Origin of the sequence: Kineosporia sp. NBRC 101677 (genome assembly GCF_030269265.1) — a bacterium.
Lineage (GTDB): Bacteria > Actinomycetota > Actinomycetes > Actinomycetales > Kineosporiaceae > Kineosporia > Kineosporia rhizophila.
This window is the reverse complement of the sequence record NZ_BSTA01000003.1, coordinates 621,842-645,612: the sequence shown is the minus strand read 5'-3', so window position 1 is coordinate 645,612 and position 23,771 is coordinate 621,842. Positions and strand designations below refer to the sequence as shown.

The 23,771-nt window shown below is 70.2% G+C and carries 21 protein-coding genes, 2 tRNA genes and 2 pseudogenes; 15 read left to right on the top strand and 10 right to left on the bottom strand.

The window, feature by feature from the left end:
- Positions 1–62: 62 nt before the first annotated feature.
- Entirely contained in the window at positions 63–620 is a 558-nt protein-coding gene (locus tag QSK18_RS11855) for a CGNR zinc finger domain-containing protein (RefSeq protein WP_232810991.1), read from the top strand.
- Positions 621–627: 7 nt separating this feature from the next.
- Here the strand turns inward: QSK18_RS11855 and QSK18_RS11850 are convergent, their stop codons facing one another.
- The gene (locus tag QSK18_RS11850; RefSeq protein ID WP_285618775.1) at positions 628–1,842 is read right to left on the bottom strand and encodes an outer membrane protein assembly factor BamB family protein; all 1,215 of its coding nucleotides are present in this window, start codon (positions 1,840–1,842) and stop codon (positions 628–630) included.
- A 121-nt stretch (positions 1,843–1,963) separates the two neighbouring features.
- Complete coding sequence (locus QSK18_RS11845; RefSeq protein ID WP_285618773.1) at positions 1,964–2,425, bottom strand: response regulator; 462 nt, start codon at positions 2,423–2,425, stop codon at positions 1,964–1,966.
- A gap of 171 nt (positions 2,426–2,596) precedes the next feature.
- Here QSK18_RS11845 and QSK18_RS11840 point away from each other — a divergent pair, with 171 nt between their 5' ends.
- The 4 genes from QSK18_RS11840 to QSK18_RS11825 all read left to right on the top strand — a co-directional run bounded on the left by QSK18_RS11840 (position 2,597) and on the right by QSK18_RS11825 (position 5,011).
- Positions 2,597–3,070, top strand: coding sequence for a hypothetical protein (locus QSK18_RS11840; protein WP_285618771.1), 474 nt, complete (start codon positions 2,597–2,599; stop codon positions 3,068–3,070).
- A 37-nt stretch (positions 3,071–3,107) separates the two neighbouring features.
- Positions 3,108–3,680: a hypothetical protein gene (locus QSK18_RS11835; RefSeq protein ID WP_232810998.1), complete on the top strand. Its 573-nt coding sequence runs from the start codon at positions 3,108–3,110 to the stop codon at positions 3,678–3,680.
- A gap of 88 nt (positions 3,681–3,768) precedes the next feature.
- On the top strand, positions 3,769–4,428 hold the full coding sequence (locus QSK18_RS11830; RefSeq protein WP_285618768.1) for a DsbA family protein: 660 nt from the start codon (positions 3,769–3,771) through the stop codon (positions 4,426–4,428).
- On the top strand, positions 4,418–5,011 hold the full coding sequence (locus QSK18_RS11825; RefSeq protein ID WP_285618766.1) for a vitamin K epoxide reductase family protein: 594 nt from the start codon (positions 4,418–4,420) through the stop codon (positions 5,009–5,011). The genes QSK18_RS11830 and QSK18_RS11825 overlap by 11 nt, the downstream gene beginning before the upstream one ends.
- 4 nt (positions 5,012–5,015) lie before the next feature.
- Here the strand turns inward: QSK18_RS11825 and QSK18_RS11820 are convergent, their stop codons facing one another.
- Positions 5,016–5,687 (bottom strand): arsenate reductase/protein-tyrosine-phosphatase family protein, encoded by a 672-nt coding sequence (locus QSK18_RS11820; RefSeq protein ID WP_232811005.1) that lies wholly within the window; start codon positions 5,685–5,687, stop codon positions 5,016–5,018.
- A gap of 46 nt (positions 5,688–5,733) precedes the next feature.
- Here QSK18_RS11820 and chrA point away from each other — a divergent pair, with 46 nt between their 5' ends.
- From chrA to QSK18_RS11800, 4 genes are all read left to right on the top strand, one after another.
- Positions 5,734–6,957, top strand: coding sequence for a chromate efflux transporter (gene chrA / locus QSK18_RS11815; RefSeq protein ID WP_285618763.1), 1,224 nt, complete (start codon positions 5,734–5,736; stop codon positions 6,955–6,957).
- 104 nt (positions 6,958–7,061) lie between these two features.
- Entirely contained in the window at positions 7,062–8,021 is a 960-nt protein-coding gene (locus QSK18_RS11810; RefSeq protein WP_285618760.1) for an SDR family oxidoreductase, read from the top strand.
- An 18-nt stretch (positions 8,022–8,039) separates the two neighbouring features.
- Positions 8,040–8,852, top strand: a complete 813-nt coding sequence (locus tag QSK18_RS11805; protein WP_285618758.1) for a helix-turn-helix transcriptional regulator — start codon at positions 8,040–8,042, stop codon at positions 8,850–8,852.
- Between the two features lie 166 nt (positions 8,853–9,018).
- Positions 9,019–9,519 (top strand): hypothetical protein, encoded by a 501-nt coding sequence (locus QSK18_RS11800; protein ID WP_285618756.1) that lies wholly within the window; start codon positions 9,019–9,021, stop codon positions 9,517–9,519.
- 65 nt (positions 9,520–9,584) lie between these two features.
- Here QSK18_RS11800 and QSK18_RS11795 read toward each other — a convergent pair whose 3' ends face one another.
- Both QSK18_RS11795 and QSK18_RS11790 read right to left on the bottom strand, forming a co-directional pair.
- Complete coding sequence (locus QSK18_RS11795; RefSeq protein WP_352396531.1) at positions 9,585–10,280, bottom strand: GTP pyrophosphokinase; 696 nt, start codon at positions 10,278–10,280, stop codon at positions 9,585–9,587.
- Positions 10,281–10,506: 226 nt separating this feature from the next.
- Positions 10,507–11,832 carry an isocitrate lyase/PEP mutase family protein gene (locus tag QSK18_RS11790; RefSeq protein ID WP_285618752.1) on the bottom strand — a complete coding sequence of 442 codons (1,326 nt, stop codon included), beginning with the start codon at positions 11,830–11,832 and terminating at the stop codon, positions 10,507–10,509.
- Positions 11,833–11,920: 88 nt separating this feature from the next.
- Here QSK18_RS11790 and QSK18_RS11785 point away from each other — a divergent pair, with 88 nt between their 5' ends.
- The 3 genes from QSK18_RS11785 (at position 11,921) to QSK18_RS11775 (ending at position 13,104) form a co-directional block, all read left to right on the top strand.
- Entirely contained in the window at positions 11,921–12,577 is a 657-nt protein-coding gene (locus QSK18_RS11785) for a maleylpyruvate isomerase family mycothiol-dependent enzyme (RefSeq protein ID WP_285618750.1), read from the top strand.
- A 371-nt stretch (positions 12,578–12,948) separates the two neighbouring features.
- Positions 12,949–13,020: transfer RNA gene (locus QSK18_RS11780), tRNA-Gln, on the top strand.
- A 10-nt stretch (positions 13,021–13,030) separates the two neighbouring features.
- Positions 13,031–13,104 (top strand) — tRNA-Arg (locus QSK18_RS11775).
- A gap of 334 nt (positions 13,105–13,438) precedes the next feature.
- On the opposite strand, the gene QSK18_RS11770 is transcribed toward QSK18_RS11775, so the two are convergent.
- The 3 genes from QSK18_RS11770 to icmF form a co-directional block, all read right to left on the bottom strand.
- Positions 13,439–14,488 (bottom strand): Y-family DNA polymerase, encoded by a 1,050-nt coding sequence (locus QSK18_RS11770; protein WP_285618749.1) that lies wholly within the window; start codon positions 14,486–14,488, stop codon positions 13,439–13,441.
- A gap of 147 nt (positions 14,489–14,635) precedes the next feature.
- Complete coding sequence (locus QSK18_RS11765) at positions 14,636–15,142, bottom strand: MarR family winged helix-turn-helix transcriptional regulator (protein WP_232811027.1); 507 nt, start codon at positions 15,140–15,142, stop codon at positions 14,636–14,638.
- Between the two features lie 12 nt (positions 15,143–15,154).
- On the bottom strand, positions 15,155–18,370 hold the full coding sequence (icmF, locus tag QSK18_RS11760; RefSeq protein WP_285618747.1) for a fused isobutyryl-CoA mutase/GTPase IcmF: 3,216 nt from the start codon (positions 18,368–18,370) through the stop codon (positions 15,155–15,157).
- A gap of 173 nt (positions 18,371–18,543) precedes the next feature.
- On the opposite strand from icmF, the gene QSK18_RS11755 reads away from it, so the two are divergent.
- From QSK18_RS11755 to QSK18_RS11740, 3 genes and pseudogenes are all read left to right on the top strand, one after another.
- Entirely contained in the window at positions 18,544–19,386 is an 843-nt protein-coding gene (locus tag QSK18_RS11755) for a 3-hydroxybutyryl-CoA dehydrogenase (protein WP_285618745.1), read from the top strand.
- Positions 19,387–19,536: 150 nt separating this feature from the next.
- On the top strand, positions 19,537–20,916 hold the full coding sequence (locus QSK18_RS11750) for a TrkH family potassium uptake protein (RefSeq protein WP_285618742.1): 1,380 nt from the start codon (positions 19,537–19,539) through the stop codon (positions 20,914–20,916).
- Positions 20,909–21,587 (top strand): annotated as a pseudogene (locus QSK18_RS11740) (potassium channel family protein). The gene QSK18_RS11750 and the pseudogene QSK18_RS11740 overlap by 8 nt, the downstream one beginning before the upstream one ends.
- 17 nt (positions 21,588–21,604) lie before the next feature.
- On the opposite strand, the gene QSK18_RS11735 reads toward QSK18_RS11740, so the two are convergent.
- Both QSK18_RS11735 and QSK18_RS35930 read right to left on the bottom strand, forming a co-directional pair.
- Positions 21,605–22,918 (bottom strand): NtaA/DmoA family FMN-dependent monooxygenase, encoded by a 1,314-nt coding sequence (locus QSK18_RS11735; protein ID WP_285618736.1) that lies wholly within the window; start codon positions 22,916–22,918, stop codon positions 21,605–21,607.
- A gap of 343 nt (positions 22,919–23,261) precedes the next feature.
- Positions 23,262–23,618: pseudogene (locus QSK18_RS35930) on the bottom strand (class I SAM-dependent methyltransferase); the annotation flags it as partial.
- Between the last annotated feature and the right edge of the window lie 153 nt (positions 23,619–23,771).

Genomic DNA, 23,771 nt, shown 5'->3' with positions numbered 1-23,771 from the left:
GATGGTCAGGAGCGAAGAGCCTTATGCTCATGACGCTAGGAGTCGTCCGGTAAGGAGTCAACTTGCATTTTGCCCCTGACACCGAGGAGGCGCTGGAGTTCCTCGTCGAGCTCGGCAACACCGATCCGGGCGCCAGCCGCAGCGGGCACGACGAACTGGCCACGGTGGCCGACCTGGCCGCGATCCTCGGGCGCTACGTGTTCTCCGGCCGCTTCGACCGCGACGAGGCCGAGCTGCAGGCCGTGCGCGAGACCCGCACGCAGCTGCGCCGGCTCTGGATGCTGGAACGCGACGCTGCTGTCGCCGAGGTCAACCGGCTGCTGCGCGAGGCCGGGGCCCTACCGCAACTGGTTCGCCACGGCGGTTCCGACTGGCACCTGCACGGCGTCGACCCGCAGGCGCCCCTGGCCGTGCGCATGCAGGTGGAGGCGGCGCTGGCCTTCGTCGACGTGATCCGGACCGATGCAGGCGGCCGGCTGCGGGTGTGCGCGGCCGGAGACTGCACCGGGCTGCTGCTCGACCTCTCGCGCAACGGCTCCAAACGCTTCTGCAGTGTGCGCTGCGGCAACCGGATGAACATGATCGCCTTCCGGAAAAGGAGCCAGGAAGGCGACCTTTAGCCGCGGGTCACCGGCCGTACACCGTCATTGTGGCGCCGGTCGTGACCACCACCCGGTCGCGGGCGACCGTGAGCTCGTCGGCGGTGCCCTTCCACAGGTCACCCAGGACCGCCCCGCTGTCGGCGTCGATCACGGTTCCGTCGGCCAGATAGAGGACGCCCGCGGCCACGGCCGCTGCTTCGCTCGCCGCTGCGGGTAGCCGGGTCTGCCAGACCCGTTCGCCGCTGAGCCGGGCATGAGCGCACACCGCGTTGCCACAACGGGTGAACAGCAGTTCCGGACCGACCGCGAGCACGGCCTCGGCCTTCAGCCGGTACCGGAGGGCGCCGGTCCGGGCGTTGAGGGCGGCCACGGTGACCGGGAGGAAGCGGCTGTCGCCGGTGACGACGACCGAACCGTCGGCTGCGGCCCGGATCGGGACGAGTGGCACCCGGCCGGTGTTCTTCCAGAGGATCCGCCCGTCGCTGAGCCGGCGGGAGGCCACGGCGGGAGGGCCGGATGCGCGGCAGTGCGTCATGATCAGCGCGGAACGGACCACCACGGGTAGGCCGGCTCCGCAGCCGGGGCTGAACTTCGCCCATGAGGTGGAGCCGTCGCGCACGTCGAGGACGGCCGAATAGCCGCCCTCCGCGCTGCTTCCGGTAGTCACGACGTGCCGCCCGGAGACCGAGAGCCACGACCAGGGGCCCGGTTCGCTGCTCTGCCAGAGCCGGCGGCCGTCACTGGTGGAGAAGGCGTGCACCCGGCCCTGCGTGGCTATGGGTGGGCGGCAGTTCAGGCCGACCGCCAGGAGTCGGTCGCCGCTGACGGTCAGTTCGCCCCAATGGGTGTTGTCGCCGGTGGCGTCTACCTGTTTCTGCCAGATCAGGGCGCCGGAGCGGAGACTGCGGGCGGTCAGCCAGACGGTGACGGTGCCGGAGATCTGCCGGGTGCGCAGGGCGTAGAGGCGGTTGCCGCGGACCACGGGGGCGCCTTCGAAGCCCTTCTCCGTCTCGCAGGCCACCGGGCCACCGGTGAACTTCTGCTGAGCCCGTACCCCGGTGACGGTGGAGGGGGTGAGCTGGGAGGGAGCGGTGCTGCTGCGGCTGCGGGCGGCGTCGTGATCGGTCTGCCCCCAGTCGCCCCCGCGCGAGGCGGCGGTCGAGGCCGGGCCCGCCCCGGTGATCAGTGCCAGCAGGATGACAACGAGACCGGTTCGGCGTAGGTGCGCACGTGCGTCCATGATCGGGAACCCCCACTACGACGGCGGTGTGTGTTCCCTCAAACGCGCTCGGTGCCGATCTGGTTGTCCGGATGGTCCGCCGGGCTGGGGGCCGGTGAGGTCGGGGCACCGGCCCGCAGCCTCAGGCGTGCCGGGGGTCGTGCGGCAGAACGGTGGAGACGCCGGTGTAGAAGTGGTTGATCTGCTCGACCACGGCCTCCAGCTTGTCCAGGTCCAGCGGCTTGGTCACGAACGCGCTCGCGTGCCGGTGGTAGCTGGCCAGGACGTCGGACTCGGCGTCCGAGGTGGTGAAGACGACCACCGGGATGGCCCGCAGGCGTTCCTCGGCCTTGATCGCGGTCAGAGCCTCACGGCCGTCGAGCCGGGGCATGTTCAGGTCCAGCAGGATCAGGTCCGGCCGGGGGGCGCCGGTGTGCGGGCCCTCGCGCCGCAGGAACTCCAGCGCGGCCTGCCCGTCACCGGCGACGTGCAGGTCCGGTGGGGTGCTCGCGCGTTCGAGAGCTTCGGTGATCATCAGTACGTCGCCGGGGTCGTCCTCGACGAGCAGGACGACCGGGACACGGGAACGGGTTTGGGACGCCACGTGGGGGCGGTCCTCTCTGAGCGGTTACTGCAGGTCGTGGTGGATCCCGCGGTTTGCTGCACGGGTGACCGCACATGATCGCACACGCCTGACCTGCGGCGATAAACAACAGTTGTCGTCCTGTGCTGTTTCTCAGGTTGCGGGCAGTTGATCTTGCGGTGAACTACGCAGATGGACGGTTTGCCCGGCAATGTGAGCTCTGAGGGTCTGCTGATCGCGGCCCATGCGGTGGTGCTGGTCGCCGCAGTGGCTCTGGCCGTGTACGGCATAGTCCGGGCGGCCCGGAGCAACCGGGAGATCGACCGCGAACGCTTGGCTCTGGGTCTGCAGACCCGGGACGTGACCCCGAACCGAGCCCGGAAGGCCCGGATCCGGGCACTGCTGCGTGATCCCGGCAAGAGCGAGGACGCGACTGAGGTGGGCGAACTGCGGCTGGCGGCGATGACGCTGAGATCGCAGCGCGGTCTCGTGCTCAACTTCCTGCCTCTGGCTGTAGTGCAAGGGTTCGGTGCCTTCGACGATCCCGGTCCGCGACGGATCACCTTCACTGTTCTGTTCATCGTGTTCATGGTCGTGAGCGCCGTGATTCTCGAGCGGGACGCCCGCCTGGGCGCGGCCTTCCTGCGCCGCTACCCCTCCCGTTGATCCCCTCTTTCACAGGGGGCGTGGCTATCATGCGGCTGTGAAGAGCGGGGCCCGACCTGGAGCCGCGCTCAGCCCTGCCCGTTTCGTGATCCCGGGCGTGCTCGGACTGCTGGCCGTGGGCTATCTGTGCGCCTCGCTGGCCTCCCCGCTGTTCGCCTCCCTGGCCGTGGGCCTGATCAGCGTCTGCGTGCTGCTGCTGATCAGCGACCGGCGCGGCCCCTGGCTGGCGGTCGAGGCCATGGTGCTCGGCTCGGCCCAGTACGGGCTGCACCACGGGCTCGAGGTGCTCGGCCGGGCCGGGGTGCAGCTTCCCCGGGGCTGTACGGCACCCGACGGAATCCTCGGCTGTGCCGGTGATCTCGGCTGGCGCGGGCTCGTGGTGGTCGGCCTGCGGGTGCTGATCGCCCTCTTGGTGGTGCTCGCCCTGCGGCAGACCCGGCAGGCGCTCGAGCGGTTCGTGGTCTGCGCCCTCGCGCCGCGCGTGCAGTCGCGCATCTTCGGCCTGCGGCAGCTGGTTTCGTGCCGCGCCCGCCGGGCCCAGGCGCTGGAGAGGCTGGTTCGTTCCACGCCGCGGCGCGGTCCACCGATGGCGCCGGCCCTCGGTCTGTAGACCGCGTTTCCGCTCACGCAGCCGTCTTTCCTCTTCTCGCCACATCGAACTTCGTCCTGCCCGGATTCCGGGTACGGAAGGAAAAGTCATGTCCCGCAACCTCAAGCTTTCCGGTGCCCTGGTCGCCGTCGTCCTTCTGTTCGTCGTCTCCGCCTTCGTCTGGTCGGCCTCGCGCAGCGAGCCGTCCCAGGCCGCCACCAGCACCGGTCAGGGGCAGGTCGTCCGCGACACCTCGCATGTACTGGGCGAACCCGGCCGGACCGAGGTGACCCTGGTCGAGTTCCTCGACTTCGAGTGCCCCTCCTGCGGGGCCTTCCACCCGTACATCGAAGACCTGCGCCAGGCCTACGCCGGACAGGTGACCTTCGTGGTGCGCCAGTTCCCCCTGCCCATGCACGCCAACGCCCAGAACGCGGCCCGCGCAGCCGAGGCGGCGGCCGATCAGGGGCAGTTCGAGGCCATGTACAAGCGGCTTTTCGAGACCCAGGGGCAGTGGGGCAACGGCACCGCGGACCAGGCGCCGCTGTTCCGCACGTATGCCGACGAGTTGGGCCTCGACCTGGCCGAGTACGACGCGGCGGTCAAGGATCCGGCCACCCAGAAGCGGATCGACCAGGACGTGCAGGACGGCACGGACCTCGGCCTCCAGGGCACGCCCTCGTTCTTCCTGAACGGTGAGCCCTTCGAGCCCGACAGCATCGAGGCCTTCCGGGCCGCCATCGACCAGGCCCTGGCCGATGCGAACTGAGACCCGGAACCTGGCCCTGCTGCTCCTGGTCGGTGGATCGATCGGGCTGGCCGCCTCCTTCACCCTGATGGTGGAAAAGGTGCACCTGCTCACCGATCCCGGCTACGTGCCCAGTTGCAGTGTCAATGCGGTGCTCAGCTGCGGGCCGGTGATGTCCAGCGAGCAGGCCGCCGCATTCGGCTTCCCCAACCCCCTGCTCGGCATCGCCGGGTTCCCGCTGCTGATCGCCACCGGCGCGGCCCTTCTGGCCGGGGCCCAGGTGCGGGCCTGGTTCTGGATCGGCCTACAGGCCGGAGTCACGGCCGGTTTCGCCTTCGTGCACTGGCTGATCTATCAAACGCTCTACGAAATCGGTGCCCTGTGCCCCTACTGCATGGTGGTGTGGGCGGTGACCGCACCCGTCTTCTGGTTCGTCACTCTGCACAATTTGAGGACGTCGGTGGTCGGCAAAGCGGGAAATCGCCGGTCCACGTGGGTTTCGGCTCTCGCGACGGTGCCGGCCGTGCCCTTGGTGGTCTGGTACCTCACCGTGTTCTGTCTGGTGGTGATCCGCTTCTGGGACGAGTTCGTGAGCATGGCCTGAGCGCTCAGGCGGCCTGCAGGTGCGGCAGCAGAACCCGCACGCGGCGGTCGATCTCGGCGTAGGCCGTCTCGTAGGCCTGGCGGGTTCCGGCCGGGCTGGGGTTGGGCACCGACCAGTGCAGGCCGGTCTGCAGCCCCAGCTTCTCGTGGGCCCGGTCGCACAGGGTCACGACGAGGTCGCCGGTTTCGGTGACCTCGTCGATGGCCCGGGGCCGGTGCTGCTCGAGGCTGAGCCCGTGCCCGGCTGCCACGGCCAGAAAGTCCTCGGACACCCGGGGAGCCGGGACGACCCCGGCCGAGGTGGCGGGAACCGGGCTGAGCTGTTGCCAGAGGGCGGCGGCCAGGGGTGAGCGGGCGGTGTTGCCGGTGCACACGAACAGCAGGCGCCGGGCCCGGATCGGCGCGGGGAGCTCTCCGGCCTCCAGGGCCTCCGGGGTCAGATGAAGGTACTTGCGCCGCCCATCGCCCTCAGAACGGTTCTCACCGATCAGGCCGGCCTGACCGAGCACGTTCAGGTGGTGGGTGAGCAGGTTGGCCGGGATGCCGAGCTCGGCCCGGACCTGCCCGGCCGACCGGTCGCCCACCGCCAGCAGGTCGACGATGTACAGGCGGGTGACATCGCCCAGGGCGGCGTGGCGCCGGGCCCGGAGCTGCCGTGATGTTTGCTCGATGGACATTGGTTCAAGATTGACTGAACCATTTCCAGCGGTCAAGCTGCACGCCATGACCGACCGGCCCGACCTGTCCGACCCGCCCATCGAGCCCGAGCTGCGTAGGCATCCGGGTACTCCCGGCGAGGTGTTCGCCGCCTTCCTGCAGCTGGGCCTGACCTCGTTCGGCGGGCCGGTAGCTCACCTGGGCTACTTCCGTGAGGCGCTGGTGGTGCGCCGCAAGTGGCTCACCGAGCAGGCCTACGCCGACGTGGTGGCGCTGTGTCAGTTCCTGCCCGGCCCCGCCTCCAGCCAGGTCGGCATGGCGCTGGGCCTGCAGCGGGCCGGATACGCCGGAATGCTAGCCGCCTGGGTGGCCTTCACCCTGCCCTCGGCGCTCGTCCTGGCCGTCTTCGCCTACGCAGTGACCGAGTTCGGCGACCTGGCCGACGCGGGCTGGATCCTGGGCCTGAAGGCGGCCGCCGTGGCGGTGGTCGCCCAGGCGGTGATGGGAATGGCCGGCTCGCTCGCCCCCGACCGCAAGCGGGCCACCGTGGCCGGGGCCGCCACCATCGCGGCCCTGCTGGTCACCGGCCCCTGGGCACAGATCGTCATCATCGCCGTGGCCGCCGGTCTGGGCCTGGCCTGGCTGCGGCGCGAGGCCGCCGAAGTCTCGCCCGGCGACGAGAACGCGCTCGAAGTGAAGGTTTCCCGCCCGGTCGCGCTGACCTGCCTGGCCCTCTTCGGGGCGCTCCTGATCGTGCTGCCCCTACTGGCCAACGGCGGCCTGCTGCGCCTGGCCGAGATCTTCTACCGCGCCGGGGCTCTGGTGTTCGGTGGCGGCCACGTGGTGCTCCCGCTGCTGGAATCCGAGCTCGTGCCCACCGGGCTGGTCGGGCACGACGAGTTCCTCGCCGGATACGGTGCCGCGCAGGCCGTTCCGGGTCCGCTGTTCACCTTCGCAGCCTACCTGGGCGCCCTCACCGACGGCCTGCCCGGCGTGCTGGTGGCCATCGTGGCCATCTTCCTGCCCGCGGCCCTGCTCGTGGTCGGCGCCCTGCCGTTCTGGACGTCGCTGCGCCGGCTTCCGAACGCCCGCTCGGCCCTGATGGGCGTGAACGCCGGGGTGGTCGGCCTGCTCGCGGCCGCCCTGTACGACCCGGTCTTCACCGAAGGTATCACCTCGGTGCGGGCTCTGGCCCTGGCCGTGGCCGCCTACGTGCTGCTGACCCGCTGGGCCGCACCGCCCTGGGCCGTGGTGATCGGCGCGGCGCTGGTGGGAGCGGTCGTGCTCTAGGTGGGCCCTAGACAGGGATCGACTGACCGTGGATAACCGGCCGGGCGGGCCAGCAGACTCGAAGGGCAAGCACGAACAGCCCGACGACAAGCGAGGAACCCCTGATGGCCCGCAGCCGCCCCGACCTCACCCTCCCCAGCCTCTCCGGACGTCTCGCCGTGGTCACCGGCGCCAGCGACGGCGTCGGTCTGGGACTGGCCACCCGCCTGGCCGCCGCGGGAGCCGAAGTCCTCATGCCCGTCCGCAATCGACGCAAGGGCGAGGCCGCGATCGCCCGGATCCGGAAGACCCAGCCACGAGCCGTCCTCGGTCTGCGTGACCTGGACCTGTCGTCGCTGGAGTCGGTGGCCGCGCTCGCGGCCGGGCTGAACCAGGAGGGCCGGCCGATCCACCTCCTGATCAACAACGCCGGCGTGATGACCCCGCCCGACCGGCAGACCACCGCCGACGGCTTCGAACTGCAGTTCGGCAGCAACCATCTGGGCCACTTCGCCCTGGTCGCCGGGCTGATGCCGCTGCTGCGGGCCGGACACGCCCGGGTCACCTCGCAGACCAGCGTCGCCGCGCAGCGGGGCCGGATCAACTGGGACGACCTGAACTGGGAGCGCTCGTACCACGGGCAGCGTTCCTACGGGCAGTCCAAGATCGCGTTCGGCCTGTTCGGGCTGGAGCTGCACCGGCGCTCGCAGGCCCAGGGCTGGGGAATCACCAGCAACATCGCCCACCCCGGCATCGCCCCGACCAACCTGCTCAAGGCCCGCCCGGAGATCGGCCGCCCGCAGGCCACCTTCGGCGGGCGGATGATCCAGGCCCTGTCCGAGCGAGGGCTGCTGGTCGGCACCATCGACTCCGCCGGGCTGCCCGCCCTCATGGCGGCGGTCGGCCCAGAATCCGATGGAGGACGGATGTACGGGCCTCGAGGGCTCTGTCACCTCTCCGGGGCGCCGGCTGAGCAGAAGCTCTACCGTCCCCTGCGCAGTGAGGCCGAGGCGGCTCGCATCTGGGAGGTCTCCGAGCAGCTCGCCGGGGTGTCGTTCCCCTCGGTCTCGAAGGCCGGCCTCTGATCGAGGAGACTGGCAGACATGGACCGCGCCCAGTTGGCCGACTTCCTGCGCAAACGGCGGGAGGCCCTGCAACCCGAAGATGTCGGCCTGCCGCGTGGCCAGCGCCGGCGCACCGACGGGCTGCGTCGTGAGGAAGTGGCTGCGCTGTGCGGTATCTCGGCCGACTACTACAGCCGGATCGAGCAGCAGCGCGGCCCTCAGCCCTCGGCCCAGATGCTCGCCGCGCTGGCCCGCGGCCTGCACCTGTCCCTGGCCGAGCGCGACCACCTGTTCCAGGTCGGTGGGCATCCCGTGCCGCAGCGCCAACTGCGGGGCGACCACATCACGCCCGGGCTGATGCGGATCCTCGACCGGCTGGAGGACACTCCGGCCCAGGTGCTGAACCACCTGGGCGAGACGCTGCGGCAGACCCGGCCCGCGATCGCCCTGATCGGCGACGACACCCGCTGGGTGGGCAAGGCCCGCAGCCTGGGCTACCGCTGGTTCACCGAACCCGAGGCCCGGCGCATCTATCCACCGGAAGACCACGAAATGCACAGCCGTACGTATGCGGCGGGTATGCGGGAGCTGTACGGGCGAAAGTTGCCGCGGGTGGCCGAATACGTCGAAGAGCTGCTGGAGTGCAGCCCAGAGTTCGCCGCGTACTGGGCTGATCACGAGGTGGGCCTGGGCTACGACGGAAAGCGTTTCGCCCACCCGCAACTCGGCGTGCTCGACCTGCAGTGCCAGACCCTGGTCGACCCCGAGCAGCACCAGACGCTGCTGGTGTACACGGCCGCGCCCGGCACCGACAGTTACGAGAAGCTGCAGATGCTCTGCGCGGTCGGCTGAACTGCCCGGATCCGGCCGCTTCGCTGCACTCCGGACCGGACGGGGCCCTTTCGAGTGGTGGTCGCCGGACGAACTGACAGGATTTCCTCACCTCGAACAAAGGGGAGACAACGGTCACCGCCTCTACCGGCCGACCGTTCCTGCAGCTCGAAAGGTCCCTCACATCATGACCTCGGATTCCGGCCTGCCCACCACCTTCCGTACCCGCAAGGCCCGGCCCACCGGTCTGGCCGTGGCCGCGCTCGGCATCGTCGTGCTCAACGTGTCGCCGTTCCTCGACTGGGTCGAGAACACCGACGATGCAACGGTTTACAGCGGTTACGAGACGGACTCGCTGATCCCGTTCATCGCCTACCTGGGCATCGGCCTGCTCGTCGCCCTCGGCCTGGCCTACCAGCGGGCCCACCGCAATCAGCACCGCGGTCTGACCCTGGTGTCCCTGGCCGTCGCCGTCGCGGCCGCCCTGCAGTCCCTGGCCTTCGCGATCGACCCGATGGGCGCCCTCGAGCGGGGTGAGAACCTCGAGGTGCAGTACGGCGTCTGGGTCGCCCTGATCGGCGCGGTGATCTGGGCCGCCGGCTCGGCCCTGTTCGCCCAGGACGTCGAGGGCGACGACGACGAGGTCGACCACCGCCACGTGGCCGACCCGGCCGGCTACGGTCGCTGAGCGGTCCTGCTCCACGCGGTCCCGAAACCGGAGCCCGTCGTTCCTCCGACCAGGAGCGGCGGGCTTCAGCCGGTCTCGGGCCGGGTCTCCAGCGACAGCTGCCAGAGCCGCTCCAGCAGGTCGTTGTCGATGTCCGGGCCCACCGGCAGGTCGGAGCGGCCGTGCACGCCGTGCACCTCGTGGTGCAGCTGCTCCATCCGCAGATCGAGCTGCTCGGCCGCGTCCGCGGCCTGCTTCAGGTCGTCCCGCAGGTGGCCGGGCACCTCCCGGTCGTACTTGTAGAAGATCTTGTGCTCCAGGCTGGCCCAGAAGTCCATCGCGATGGTGCGCAGCTGCAGCTCGACGATCACCGGGACCGGGCCGGTGGACAGGAACACCGGGATCTCGACGATCGCGTGCAGGCTCTTGTACCCGTTCGGCTTCGGCTCGGCGATGTAGTCCTTCACCTGGATCAGCCGCACGTCGTCCTGCGAGGTCAGGGTCTCCAGCATGCGGTAGGTGTCGGCCCGGAAGCTGCAGGTGATCCGCACGCCGGCGATGTCGGTGATGTGCTTGCGGATCGCGGGCAGGCTGGGCGGCACCCCGCGCCGGGCGGCCTTGTCCAGGATGCTGGCCGGGGACTTCACCCGGGAGTTGACGTGCTCGATCGGGTTGTAGCGGTGCAGCTGCAGGAACTCCTCGCGCAGGATCGAGACCTTGGTCAGGATCTCCTGCACGGCCCAGCGGTACTCCATCTCGAAACGGGTGAAGTCGTCGCGCATCCGGCGGAAGAACTCGATCCGCTCGGCGTCGAGCAGCGCCCCGGGCCCGGCAGCGGTCCTCAGGGCCTTCTCGGCCGTCGTCTCGTCAGCCGGTTCATTAGCCGGTTCGGTAGCCGGCTCGTCAGCGGGTTCGGCGCTGCCACCCACTTCAGCCTCCATGCACCTGGTCCCGGACTCGTTCTGGCCCCGGCAGACTATCCCGGCCCCGCCCCGAGCCGGTCAGGCCCTACCCGCCCGGCTGAATGCTCATCACATCCGCAACCTGGCCATAGCCGATGGCAACATCCGGCGCAGGCCGGTCCTGGGCCAGATCGCGGGCCGTGTCGAGGGCCGCGCTCAGCGCCTGGCGGTACAGCAGCGAGCCGGTGCTGATCCGTGCAACCCCGAGCTCGGCCAGGCGGGTCCGGGTGTGCCGGGGCGAGGCCAGTACGTTCAGCGGCTGGCCCTTCACCAGGGCGGCAATGTCGCCGTCGGTCAGTGGGCCGGGCACGAACACCCCGTCGGCCCCGGCGTCCTGATACGCCTGCAGTCGGGCCGTGGTGGAGGAACGTTCCATTCCCAGCCAGAACGTGTCGGTGCGGGCATTGACGAACAGGTCCGGGGCTGTGGCCTTCACTGCGGCGATCTTGGCGGCATGGAGTCGCGGATCGACCAGTTCACCGGCCGTGGCGTCTTCCAGGTTGATCCCGCGCACGCCCAACCCGGCCAGTTCCGCGGCCAGGTCGGCGAGCTCGGCCGGATCATCGGTGAAACCGTCTTCCAGGTCGACGGTCAGCATGGTCAGGCCCAGTGTCGTGATCTGCCGGGCCAGGCTCAGGGTGTGCTCTCTCCCGGCCCGGGTGGCGTCGGGCAGGCCGTGGGCCGCGGCGATACCGAGGCTGGTCGTTCCTACGGCAGCGAATCCGGCCTGAGCCAGTAATACGGCCGAGGCAACGTCCCAGGCGTTGGGCAGAACGAATGGCTGCCCGGGGCGGTGCAGGGCGGCGAATGCGGGGACGCTGGTGGCGGCCAGGGCGCGGGCGAGGTGTTCGCCGGGGCAGGCGTGCGGCCCCCGGCCGAACCAGGCATCCGTCAGGTCCACCAGCACCTCATCACCGTCCGGCCCCACCCGCCGGGTGAACGGCACCGGCGCCGACTCCGGATTGCGGGCCAGTTCGGCGGTGGGGATGTGCGCCTGAACCAGCAGACAAGCCGTGGCCGCACCTACCTCAGTGCGGCCACCACACACGTCCACCAATTGGTCGGCCGCCGCATCGGCCTCCGCAGACTGAGGCGAGTGCGGCTGCCAGGCCGCCGCGACCGTCCTTACTTCGGTCTCCCAACGGTCGGGCAGACCAAGGGCCCGTAGCAACGAATGCGTGGGGGAGGGGGCGTTCGGCAGGGGGCCAAGGGTGTTCAGTACCTGGGCAACAGCTGTTTGAGGACGTCGGTGAGCGGCTCCGTCGGTGAAGCGGGGCGAGTGTGCGCGCAACCATCCGACGCCCTGGGCCGCCGAGGCGCTGGGAACAGTGAAGCGGGGGTCGTCGAGGACCTCGGAGGGCACGGTTCGCATGGCAGTCAGCATGCCGCCGGAACACTTCAGGCCGGAACGAAACGTTCTCGGCCGATGAGTTCGGCGTTCGGCCGCAGTCGGAACCGGTATGACGACCTCCCCGCTCTCCAGCATCGACGTCTGGGCCCTGGCCGCTGCTGAACGCCGTTCTCTCGCCGCTGATCTCGCCACCCTCGACCGGGCGGCCTGGAACACCCGGTCGCTGTGCGGGGAGTGGACGGTCCGCGAGACGGTCGCGCACCTGACCGCCGCGGCCAGCACCGGTCCCTGGCGGTGGCTGGCCAGCGTGCTCGGGGCCCGCTTCGACTTCGACCTGCACAACCGTCGCCGGCTGACCGAACGGCTGGGGCCGGACGAGACCAGCACCCTGGCGCAGTTCCGCCAGGTGGTCGACAGCACCACGTCCACCTGGGGCGAGACCGGCATGTGGCTGGGCGAGGTGATAGTGCACGCGCAGGACATCCGCCGGCCGCTCGGGCTGACCACCATGCCCTCGCCGGCGGCGGCAGCCGAGGTGGCCCGGTGTTACGCCGCGCGGGATTTCACGGTGAAGGGGGCCACCGTGCGGCGTGGGTTGCGGCTGGAGGCCGAAGACAGCGCGTTCGCCGTGGGGGAGGGGCCGCTGGTGACCGGTTCGACCACGGCGCTGGTCATGGTGATGGCCGGGCGGGCGGCCTACCTGGAAGATCTGCGCGGCCCGGGAGTGCAGCAGCTCGCCGGGCGGATAATCCCTGGCGCGCAGTAAGGATCGAATGCCATGCTGTTCCAGCGCCGGGAGTTCCGGCCAGTTCGAACGATCTGAGAGGAGCGGGACGATGTCGCAGCAGACCGTGCGCCAGCCGTCCGGGCAGCGCCGCGACCGTTACCGGTCGTATCGTCGAACCCGTTCCCGACGAGGCCTTTCCGTGTCCTGAGCACAGATCAGGAGCACGCAGAGCGCCGTCGCCGGGATCGCCCGGCGGCGGCGCTTTCTCGTGGAGTGCGGAAGCCGGCCGGGTGACTCGTCAAGATGTTCACCGAGCGGGCGCACTGGGCATGTGGTTGAGCCCAACGGCCTGTAAAGCCGCCGCCTCGGCTGTGGGGGTTCGACTCCCTCCGCCCGCACGCGATTTCCCTTTCCGGCTGGTGCAACAGGCAGCACGACGGGCTCTGAACCCGTTGATCGAGGTTCGAGTCCTCGGCCGGAAGCGCAAGGCAGGCCCCCATGGCGCAGCTGGAGAGCGCGTCTCGCTACGAACGAGAAGGTCGGCGGTTCAAATCCGTCTGGGGGCACACGTAAGGCAGCACGGCAGCACGGCAGCACGGCAGCACGGCAGCACGGCAGCACGGCAGCACGGCAGCACGGCAGCACGGCCTGGGACCGGCGCTGAGCCCGGCATGCGTCGCCGATGGTCCGGCCCAGTGTCGCCGATGGTCCGGCCCAGTGTCACCGATAGTCCGGCTCTGCATCGCCGTAGGCCCGGCTGGGGTGTGGCCTCGGGGCCAGGCCTTGTGTCGCTGTCGGGTCCTGCCCGGTGTCGCAGCCAGTCACAGCCCTGCATTTACGTCGGCCAAGACCGGTGCCCCCACCGGTCTGCCAGCATTTACGTCGGCGCATGGTCGCCGTTCAGAACAAGGTCTGCGGCACCTGATCGGCCGGAAGCAGCCCGGTGAGCGTGACCCGCAACCCGGCCAGCGGCGGCACCGGCCCCGCATGCAGCAACCGGTCGGCGGCGGACCGCAACGCCGAGCGGTCGGCGGTGGCCGTGAACCCGGACTGTTTTCGCCGCAACGGCAACTCCTCACCGGCCGGCTGCAGCGTGAGGGCCAGACCCTCAGCCACCAGCCCAGCCTTCTCAGCGCGGTGCAGCACCCGGTCGAGACAAAGCGTCAGCAACTGCTCGGGGCTGTGGTCGGGCCGCCCGTAGCCGGCGATCGACGACTCGGCGCTGAGTGAGTCGCGGTGCCGCACCGGCCGCACGCGGGCGTCGTCGGTGCCGGCCCGGATCTGCCACAGGCGGCGAGCCATGGTGGTGCCGCAGACCTGCTGCAGCTGGGCGCGGGGGATGCGGTCCAGATCGGCCAGGCGCTGCACGTCCAGATTCTCCAGGCGGGCGAACGTCTTCTGGCCCACGCCCCAGACCTGGCCGATCGGCAGATCCGCCCGCAGCTGCGGCTCGTCCTGCAGCGCAATGGAATACAGGCCATCGGGCTTGGCTGCGCGGGAGGCCAGCTTGGCCATCAGCTTGGTACGCCCGACCCCGACGCTGACCGTGATGCCCAGTTCCTGCTGCACCTGCTTACGTAAAGCCTGGGCCGTGTCCAGCGCCGCCGGCCAGTCCTCGGCACCGACATCGAGAAAGGCCTCTTCCACGGAGCCGGGCTCCACGGCCGGGGCGAAGCGATGGAAGATCTCGAAGAGCGCATCGCCCACCTCCTCGACCTCGGCGTACGGAACGTCCAGCACCACCAGTTCGGGGCAGCGGTGCCGAGCCTCCTGAACCAGCATGGCCGAGCGCACGCCGCCCGCCCGCGCCGGGTAGTTGGCGCTGGCAACGAACACGTGATTGACCACCGCGACCGGGCGGGCCCGCAGGTCGGGCCGACGGCGCAGGGCCACCGAGGCGAAGAAGCAGTCCGCATCGGCGTGCAGCAGCGGACGACCGGCTTCGAACATGTGTTCGAGTGTAGCGCGCCAGACGGACAGCCGGCCAAGGGATGTCGAATGCACCCGGAGTCGTTGTGTCCCATGTGTACACGTTGTACACATCAAGGACCGGCCCGCACGGCCCCGGCTTCGAGCCAACGGCGGGCAAGACCACGTTCAGGCTTCGTCGTAGTCGCCGTGCGCCTTCCGGAACCGCCGCAGCACGTCGTTGAGCACGTCGAGATCCTCGGCCGCCAGCCCCAGCGCGGTGAAGACCTCCCGGTTCAGGCTGTCGGTGGCCTTCGTCACCAGTTCCCTTCCGGCGTCGGTGATCTCGGCCAGCGTGGTGCGGCGGTCGGTGGGGTGGCGGACGCGCCGCACCAGGTCGCGCTGTTCGCACCGGTCCACGGCGTTGGTCACGCTGGCGGGGTGCACCTGCAGCCGGTCGCCGATGCGCGAAAGGGGCAGGGCGCCGGTACGGGTGAAGGCCAGTAGCTGCAGCAGTTCGTAGCGGGCGAAAGTCAGGTCGTGCGGGCGCAGCGTCTCCTCCACCCGGGCCATCATGATCTGCTGGGCCCGCACGACCGAGGTGACGGCGGCCATCCCCGGCGCGGCCTGGTGCCAGCCGTGCTCTTCCCAGTTGCGCCGGGCCTCGGCAATCGGATCGAACGGCAGCTTGGCCAACCTCGTAACCCCTTACACATTGCGGCGGTACTGGCCGCCGACCTCGAAGAAGGCCTCGGTGATCTGGCCGAGGGAGCAGCAGCGTACGGCCTGCATCAGGGCCTCGAACACGTTGCCGCCCTCGGCCGCCGTCCGGCGCAGCTGCTCCAGCGCGGCCGGTGCCTGCTCGCGGTGCCGCTCGTGGAAGGTGCTGAGCCGCTCCAGCTGTGAGCGTTTCTCGGCCTCGGTGGCCCGGATCAGGCCGGCCGGGCCCACCTCGGCGACCTCGTCCTCGGGCGGCAGGAACGTGTTCACCCCGATCAGCCGCAGCGAACCGTCGTGCTTGCGCTGCTCGTACAGCATGGACTCGTCCTGGATCTTCCCGCGCTGGTAACCGGTCTCCATCGCGCCCAGCACCCCGCCGCGTTCGCTGATCCGCTCGAACTCGGCCAGCACCGCCTCCTCCACCAGGTCGGTCAGTTCGGACACCACGTAGGAGCCCTGCAGCGGGTTCTCGTTCATCGACAGGCCCCACTCGGCGTCGATGATCAGCTGGATCGCCAGGGCCCGGCGCACCGACTGCTCGGTGGGGGTGGTCACCGCCTCGTCGTAGGCGTTGGTGTGCAGCGAGTTCGCGTTGTCGTAGAGCGCGCACAGGGCCTGCAGGGTGGTCCGGATGTCGTTGAAGTTCATCTCCTGGGCGTGCAGCGAGCGGCCCGAGGTCTGCACGTGGTACTTCAGCTTCTGGCTGCGCTCACCCGCGCCGTAGCGTTCGCGCATCGCCACCGCCCAGATCCGGCGGGCCACCCGGCCGAGCACGGTGTACTCGGCGTCCATGCCGTTGCTGAAGAAGAACGACAGGTTGGGGGCGAAGTCGTCGATCGCCATGCCGCGGGCGAGATAGCTCTCCACGTAGGTGAATCCGTTGGCCAGGGTGAAGGCGAGCTGGCTGATCGGGTTGGCCCCGGCCTCGGCGATGTGGTAGCCGCTGATCGAGACGGAGTAGAAGTTGCGCACCCGGTTGCTGATGAACCACTCCTGCACGTCGGCCATCGCCCGCAGCGCGAACTCGGTGCTGAAGATGCAGGTGTTCTGCCCCTGGTCCTCCTTCAGGATGTCGGCCTGGACGGTGCCCCGCACGGTCTGCAGCACCCGGGCCCTCACTGCGGCCGGGTCCTCGTCCGGATGGGCCTGGAGCTGCTGGTCGATCGCGGTGTTCAGGAACATCGCCAGAATGGCCGGGGCCGGGCCGTTGATGGTCATCGACACCGACGTGGTGGGTGCGCACAGGTCGAAACCTGCGTACAGGTCCTTCATGTCGTCGAGCGTGGCGATGCTCACGCCCGACGTGCCGACCTTGCCGTAGATGTCCGGGCGCAGGTCGGGGTTGCGGCCGTACAGCGTGACCGAGTCGAACGCGGTGGAGAGGCGGGTGGCGGGCTGGCCCTTGGCGAGCAGGTGGAAGCGCCGGTTGGTGCGCATCGCGTCGCCTTCGCCGGCGAACATCCGGGCCGGCGACTCGGCGTCGCGCTTGAAGCGGAAAACACCTGCGGTGAAGGGGAAGACGCCGGGGAGGTTTTCTTCGCGGAAGTAGTGCACGAGGTCGCCGTGGTCGGTGGTCCTGGGCAGGGACACGCGGCGGACGCCGGTGCCCGACAAGGTGGTGCGGCGCAGCCCGGTCACGATCTGGCGGCCACGGACGTCGGTGGTGAACTGTTCCTGTGCGTAGGCTTTGACGGTCTCGGGCCATTCGGTCAACTGCTTGCGGACGTCGGTGGGCACCGATTGCCCGGCGGTCTCGGCGAGCGCTCGAAGAGTTTCGTGCGGTTCGCCGGATTCGGCGAGTTCGGCGAGTTCGGCCAGGGCGGTGCTGAGGTGCTGGGCCTTGCGGGCGGCCGCAGCCATCTCGCTGGTCTGCCGCCGGTACCTCCTCGTCGTCTCGGCGATCTCGGCCAGATACCGCACCCGATCGGCAGGCACGACGGCCGCCGAGTGCGACGACATCCGGACCGAGACCGCGGGCAGCACGCCCTCCGACACGGCCAGCCCGCGCTCGGCCAGCAGGCCCCGCAGATGCTGGTACAGCGCCGTGACCCCGTCGTCGTTGAACTGGGCGGCGCTGGTGCCGAACACCGGCATCTGCTCCCACGGCACCCCGAAGGCCTCGCGATTACGGGCAACCTGTTTCGACACGTCCCGCAGGGCGTCCTGCGCCCCGCGCCGCTCGAACTTGTTGATCGCCACCACATCGGCGTAGTCGAGCATGTCGATCTTCTCGAGCTGCGAGGCGGCGCCGAACTCCGGTGTCATCACGTACAGCGACACGTCGGCCAGGTCCACGATGCCGGAGTCGCCCTGCCCGATCCCGGGCGTCTCCACGATCACCAAGTCGTAACCGGCTGCCTGGCAGGCGTTCACCACGTCGGGCAGGTACTGCGGCACCTGGCCGCCGGCGCCGCGTGTGGCCAGTGAGCGGAAGAAGGTGCGTCCCGGCTGCAGCGAGTTCATCCGGATCCGGTCACCCAGTAGGGCCCCTCCGCCGCGGCGCCGGCTGGGGTCGACGGCGATCACCGCGATCCGGAGCTTGTCCTGCTGGTCGGTGCGCAGGCGGCGGATCAGCTCGTCGGTGAGCGACGACTTGCCCGAGCCCCCGGTGCCGGTGATCCCCAGCACCGGAACCTGGGCGGTTCCACCGTGCTCCCGCACGGCGCTCAGCCACGTGCTCTCGGCCTTGCCCGCCTCGATCACCGAGATGGCCCGGGCCAGGGCCTGGTCGTCGCCGGAGCGGACCGAGGCCAGGTCGGGCGCGGAGGTGGTGAGGTCCCGGTCGGCGGCCGCGACCACCGAGCTGATCATCCCGGCCAGGCCCAGACGCTGCCCGTCCTCGGGGGAGAAGATCAGCACGCCCTTCTCGCGCAGCTGCTTGATCTCGTCCGGCACGATCACCCCGCCGCCGCCCCCGAACACCCGCACGTCCGGCGCGCCCCGCTCGGCCAGCAGGTCGACCAGGTAGCCGAAGTACTCCAGGTGCCCGCCCTGGTACGAGCTGATCGCGACGCCGTGCACGTCCTCCTGCACGGCCGCGGCCACCACCGAGTCGACCGAGCGGTCGTGCCCCAGGTGGATGACCTCGCAGCCCTGGGCCTGCAGGATGCGGCGCATGATGTTGATCGAGGCGTCGTGCCCGTCGAACAGGCTGGCGGCGGTGACGAAGCGGACCGGGGTGCCCTGACTGCTGAGACCGACCACGTCGCTGCCTCCGGATAAACTTGGACGTCCAACTATTGGATGCCCAAGCAGGCTACGACCGGCACCGGGTACCTGTCGAGACTCGTGACGGCCGTCCCAGTAACAGGCATGGACGCCCGCCCTCCGGTTTGGAACGGTGGGCGCACCAGCGAACACGAACGGGAGGACGTCGGATGCGCGTCGGTGTGGTCGGATGCGGCTTGATGGGGGCGGGGATCGCGGAGGTGTCGGCCCGGGCCGGCCAGGACGTGGTCGTGGTGGAGTCCGACCAGCACCGGGTGCAGGCCGGGCTGGACCGGCTGCGCGCCTCGCTGGAGAGGGCCGAGGCCAAGGGCAAGATCGACTCCGCCGCCGAGGTGCTTCGGCGCATCCAGGTGGTGGACGACCTCGGCGCTTTGGCCGACCGTGAGATCGTGATCGAGGCGATCGTGGAGGACGAGGAGCTCAAGACCGCGCTCTTCACCCAGCTCGACCGCATCGTGACGGCCACCGACGCGATCCTGGCGAGCAACACGTCCTCAATTCCGATCACCCGCCTGGCCGCCGCCACCCAGCGGCCCGCGAGCGTGGTCGGCGTGCACTTCTTCAACCCGGTGCCGGTGCTGTCCCTGGTCGAGATCGTGCCCGGCCTGCGTACCGCGGACGAGACCGTCCAGCGGGCCACCGCCTTCGCCCAGGACGTGCTGGGCAAGCACGCTGTGCGCAGCGCCGACCGGGCCGGCTTCGTGGTCAACGCGCTGCTGATCCCGTTCGTGCTCTCCGCGGTGCGGATGGTCGAGTCGGGTTTCGCCTCCGCCGAGGACATCGACGAGGCGCTGGTGCGCGGGGCGGCGCACCCGCAGGGGCCGTTGCGGCTGGCCGACCTGATCGGGCTGGACACCACGGCGGCGGTCGCCCGGTCGCTGTACGAGGAGTTCAAGGAGCCGCTGTACGCGCCGCCCCCGCTGCTGCTGCGCATGGTCGAGGCGGGGCTGCTCGGGCGCAAGAGCGGGCAGGGGTTCTATTCGTACGAATGAGGGTCTGCCTCCAGGTGCACCGAACCGCGCACGGTTCTCGCTGGTAACCTCACCGGGCTCTGTCGGAAGGTCGGGTCGGTGAGGAATGTCCGTGATCCCTGGTGGGACCAGTACGACCCGGCTTGATCGGCCCGTCGGCGGGGGCGCGCCGTGATCGGCGCGACGCCCGGCGGGCCGGCCCGGGGTTCGAGGTGGCGCGGCGCCGACCGGTTCCAGCACCCGGCTCGGGTCATCGCGGTGGGCTTCGGAGTGGCGGTCGCGGTGGGCACGGTGCTGCTGTACCTGCCCTGGGCCACCGAGGAAGGCTCGCCCGCCACGCTGACCCATGCCCTGTTCACCGCCACCTCCGCGGTGTGCCTGACCGGTCTGGTCATGGTCGACACCTCCGGCCACTGGTCGCCCTTCGGTGAGACGGTCATCCTGGCCCTGATCCAGATCGGCGGCCTGGGCATCATGACGATGGCCACGGTGCTCACCCTGCTGCTGTCGCGCCGGCTCCGGCTGCGCGCCCGGTTCCTGGCCCAGGCCGAGACCAAGAGCCTGAACCTGCAGGACCTGCGCGGCCTGATCCGCCGCATCGTGCTGTTCAGCCTGGCCACCGAGACCCTGGTGGCCCTGGTCCTGGCGCTGCGGCTGTACCTCAGTCACGGGCAGGCCCCGCTGGAGGCGCTGTACAGCGGCGTCTTCCACGCCGTCTCGGCCTTCAACAACGCGGGCTTCGCCCTGCACGCCGACAGCCTGACCCGCTACTCCTCCGACCCGGTGGTCTGCCTGTCGGTGGCGGCCGCGGTGATCGTCGGCGGGCTCGGCTTCCCGGTGGTGTTCGAGCTGGCCAAGAACTGGCGGCGGCCGAGCCGGTGGTCGCTGATGACCCGGATCACCGTGTACCTGTCGGCGGTGCTGCTGGCGCTGGGCACCCTCGTCCTGACCGCGACCGAGTGGACCAACCGCGGCACGCTCGGCGCCCTGGCACCGGGCGACCGCGTGCTCAACGGCTTCTTCGCCGCCACGATGGCCCGCTCGTCCGGGTTCAACAGCGTCGACATCGGCGCCCTGCGCCCCGAGAGCCTGCTGATCACCGACATCCTGATGTTCATCGGCGGCGGCAGCGCGGGCACCGCGGGTGGGATCAAGGTGACCACCTTCGGGGTGCTGGCCTACATGCTGTGGTCGGAGATCCGCGGCGAACCGCACGTCAACGCCGGCCGCCGGCGCATCCCGGCCACCAACCAGCGCCAGGCCCTGGCGATCGCCCTGCTGAGCATCGGCGCGGTGGTCGGCGCCACCTTCGCGCTGATGCTGATGACCGCCTACACCCTGGACGAGGTGCTGTTCGAGGTGATCTCGGCCTTCGCCACCGTGGGCCTGTCCACCGGGATCACCGCCGACCTGCCCGTGCAGGGCCACGTGCTGCTGGTCGTGCTGATGTTCGCCGGCCGGATCGGCCCGCTCACCCTCGCCTCGGCCCTGGCCCTGCGCGAGCGCAACCGCCGTTACGACCTGCCCGAGGAAAGGACCATCGTTGGCTGACATCTCAGGTGAGCCGGTCGTCGTGATCGGCCTCGGCCGCTTCGGTACCGCCCTGGCCCTGGAGCTGGTGGAACGCGGCACCGAGGTGCTGGCGATCGACCGCAACCCGAAGACCGTGCAGAGCCTGTCCGGCCGGCTGCCGCACGTGGTCGCGGCCGACACCACCGACCCGGAGGTCTTCGAGCAGCTCGGCATCGGCGACTTCCAGCGCGGTGGTGGCGATCGGCAGCGACATCCAGGCCAGCATCCTGTCCACCTCGCTGCTGGCCGACCTGGAGATCCCGAACATCTGGGCCAAGGCCACCAACCAGCAGCACGCCAGCATCCTGTCCCGGGTCGGCGCCCACCACGTGGTCTTCCCCGAGCACGAGATGGGTGAGCGGGTGGCCCACCTGCTGTCCGGGCGGCTGCTCGACTACGTGGAGCTGGACGCCGACTTCGCGGTGATCAAGATGAAGCCGCCGCGGGCCGTGGTCGGTATGCCGCTGCGCGAGTCCAAGCTGCGCAGCCGCTGGGGCGTGACGGTGGTCGCGGTCAAGCCGGAGAACCCCGGCCCGCGCAGTGGCCCCGGGTTCACCTACGCCACCCCGGACACGGTTCTTGCCTACGGCGACCTGATCCTGGTGGTCGGCACGATCGAGAAGGTGGAGCGGTTCGGCGGAGCCGACTAGCGGCCGGTCAGGACACCTCAGACGTCCGAGGGCCGCGCCAGCCCGAGATGCTCCCGCAGGGTGGTGCCGGTGTAGGCCTCGCGGTAGCGCCCGCGCTGCTGCAGGATGGGCACGACCTCGTCGACGAACGTGCGCAGTTCGTAGGGCAGTGTCGAGCCCATCACGGTGAACCCGTCGGCCGCCCCCGCGTCCTGCCACTCGATCGCCAGATCGGCCAGCTGTTCCGGGGTCCCGACGAAGTGCATCTGGCCGGCACCCCCACTGACCTGCTGGGCGATCTCGCTTAAGGACGCCTGTGGGCGCCGATGCGCCTCGGCGATCAGCTTCTCGGCGCGGCTGGAGGGCGGCGGTGCGTCCGGATCCAGCTGGCTCAGCAGAGGGCGGTCGGGGTCGAAGCCGTCGGGGTCCAGACCGGCCGTGTAAAGGGCGTTCTGCCAGCGGAACTCCGGACTGGCCAGCTCTTCGAGCCGTTCGGCCCGCCCGCGTGCCTCGGCCTCGGTACTTCCCAGGGTGATCATCAGGGCGGGCAGCACCAGGAGCTGGCCCGGGTCCCGCCCGGCCGCGACCGCCTGGGCTCTGAGGTTGCTGCGGAACTCGACGGCCGCAGTCAAGGACGGCGGTCCGGAGAACACGACCTCGGCGTGCCGGGCGGCCAGAGCGACCCCAGGGCCGGACTGCCCGGCCTGCACCAGCACCGGACGGCCCTGAGGTGAGCGCGGAAACGGCTGAATGCCTGCAACGTCGAAGAACTCACCGTGGAACGCCGGATCACGCAGGGCGGCGCGCTCGGCCCAGACCCCACGTTCCCGGTCGCCCACCACCGCATCGTCAGCCCAGCTGTCCCACACCCGCTGCACCACCCGCACGAACTCGTCGGCGCGGCGGTAGCGTTCTTCCGGCGCCGGATGGCTGCTGGCCCCGAAGGCCGCTGCGGCGAGCGGGGTTACGGTGGTGACCACGTTCCAGCCGGCCCGGCCGGCGCTGAGATGATCGAGCGTGGCGAAGCGCCGGGCCAGCTCCCAGGGCGGGGAGTAGGTGGTCGAGCCGGTGCCGATCAGCCCGATCCGAGAGGTCAGCCCGGCCAGCGCCGACAGCACCGCGACCGGGTCGAACTGGGTCTGGGGCAGGTGCGTGACCCGGTACTCGGCGATGGCCAGGTTGTCGGCCAGGAACACCGCGTCCATCAGCCCGCGCTCGGCGGTGGTGGCGATGTCGGCGTAGTACGGCAGCCCCAGCACCCCGCGCACCTCGTCCGGCACCACCCGCCAGGCCGACTCGTGATAGCCGTTCGGCCAGACGAAGGCGTTGAAGTGCAGCGCTTCTCCACTCATGCGGCGTCAGCCTACGTTCGCGACGCAGACCACGTACCCCTTGGGGTCGCGCCACACCCGGCCGGGAGTTGAGAACCACGCGTGGGCCTCCGCGGCTATGTCCCGGATCACCGCTTCGCGCCCGGGGAAGCTGGGCGACACACCGCAGAAGGTCAGAGCGGCCACAGCGAAGTCGATCAGCGGCTGCGGGCCGGGGGATGACCAGCGCGTTGTCCACCTGCGTGGTGCGGACCGCACCCTCCCCGAAGACCTCTTCCATCAGACCCGGCAGGGTGTCGGAAGTGACGCCGTTCAGGCCGGAGTCGGCGAGGTCCGCGCCATGACGCTCAGCGATCTCCCGCACCCAGTCCATCGTGCGCGCCGTCGTTCGATGGTGATTGACCAACACCGCCACCTGCCCGCCGGGCTCGGTGACCCGGGCGAACTCGCGTAGCGCAGCCACCGGGTCGGGCACGTGGTAGAGCATGTAGAGGGCAGTGCACAGCTGCACGCCGTCAGCGGGCAGCGGCAGCTGCTCAGCGTTACCCGGCACCCCCTGCACCCCCGGAATGCGGGCCACTTCGTCCACGGCCGCAGGGGAGAGATCCACCCCGATCAACCGCCCCTGATGGCCGTTCTCCGCCAGGAGCCGCAGGAAGTACCCGGTGCCGCAGCCCACATCGACCAACGACCGCCCCGAGGGCAGGCCCAGCAGGTGCATCACCCGGCCGGCCGGATCGTCCGGCCGCTCACTGAACTGCGTGTGGGTGGCCATCCTCACCTGAAGCGGCGACAGGTCCGCGTACTCCCGCTCCACCGCGGCGGCGATGCTGTCCGACTTCCTGGATTCGGTCACGCCCACCACGGTGCCCCG

What these genes read in the sequence shown, in the direction of transcription:
- QSK18_RS11830 (WP_285618768.1), top strand. Translation starts at nt 3,769, where the DNA reads ATGTCCCGCAACCTCAAGCTTTCCGGTGCCCTGGTCGCCGTCGTCCTT.
- QSK18_RS11755 (WP_285618745.1), top strand. Translation starts at nt 18,544, where the DNA reads ATGCGCGTCGGTGTGGTCGGATGCGGCTTGATGGGGGCGGGGATCGCG.
- QSK18_RS11790 (WP_285618752.1), bottom strand. Translation starts at nt 11,832, where the DNA reads ATGCGAACCGTGCCCTCCGAGGTCCTCGACGACCCCCGCTTCACTGTT.
- QSK18_RS11800 (WP_285618756.1), top strand. Translation starts at nt 9,019, where the DNA reads ATGACCTCGGATTCCGGCCTGCCCACCACCTTCCGTACCCGCAAGGCC.
- QSK18_RS11810 (WP_285618760.1), top strand. Translation starts at nt 7,062, where the DNA reads ATGGCCCGCAGCCGCCCCGACCTCACCCTCCCCAGCCTCTCCGGACGT.
- QSK18_RS11785 (WP_285618750.1), top strand. Translation starts at nt 11,921, where the DNA reads ATGACGACCTCCCCGCTCTCCAGCATCGACGTCTGGGCCCTGGCCGCT.
- chrA (WP_285618763.1), top strand. Translation starts at nt 5,734, where the DNA reads ATGACCGACCGGCCCGACCTGTCCGACCCGCCCATCGAGCCCGAGCTG.
- QSK18_RS11770 (WP_285618749.1), bottom strand. Translation starts at nt 14,488, where the DNA reads ATGTTCGAAGCCGGTCGTCCGCTGCTGCACGCCGATGCGGACTGCTTC.
- QSK18_RS11805 (WP_285618758.1), top strand. Translation starts at nt 8,040, where the DNA reads ATGGACCGCGCCCAGTTGGCCGACTTCCTGCGCAAACGGCGGGAGGCC.
- QSK18_RS11795 (WP_352396531.1), bottom strand. Translation starts at nt 10,280, where the DNA reads ATGCGCGACGACTTCACCCGTTTCGAGATGGAGTACCGCTGGGCCGTG.
- QSK18_RS11850 (WP_285618775.1), bottom strand. Translation starts at nt 1,842, where the DNA reads ATGGACGCACGTGCGCACCTACGCCGAACCGGTCTCGTTGTCATCCTG.
- QSK18_RS11825 (WP_285618766.1), top strand. Translation starts at nt 4,418, where the DNA reads ATGCGAACTGAGACCCGGAACCTGGCCCTGCTGCTCCTGGTCGGTGGA.
- QSK18_RS11735 (WP_285618736.1), bottom strand. Translation starts at nt 22,918, where the DNA reads ATGAGTGGAGAAGCGCTGCACTTCAACGCCTTCGTCTGGCCGAACGGC.
- QSK18_RS11840 (WP_285618771.1), top strand. Translation starts at nt 2,597, where the DNA reads ATGGACGGTTTGCCCGGCAATGTGAGCTCTGAGGGTCTGCTGATCGCG.
- QSK18_RS11820 (WP_232811005.1), bottom strand. Translation starts at nt 5,687, where the DNA reads ATGTCCATCGAGCAAACATCACGGCAGCTCCGGGCCCGGCGCCACGCC.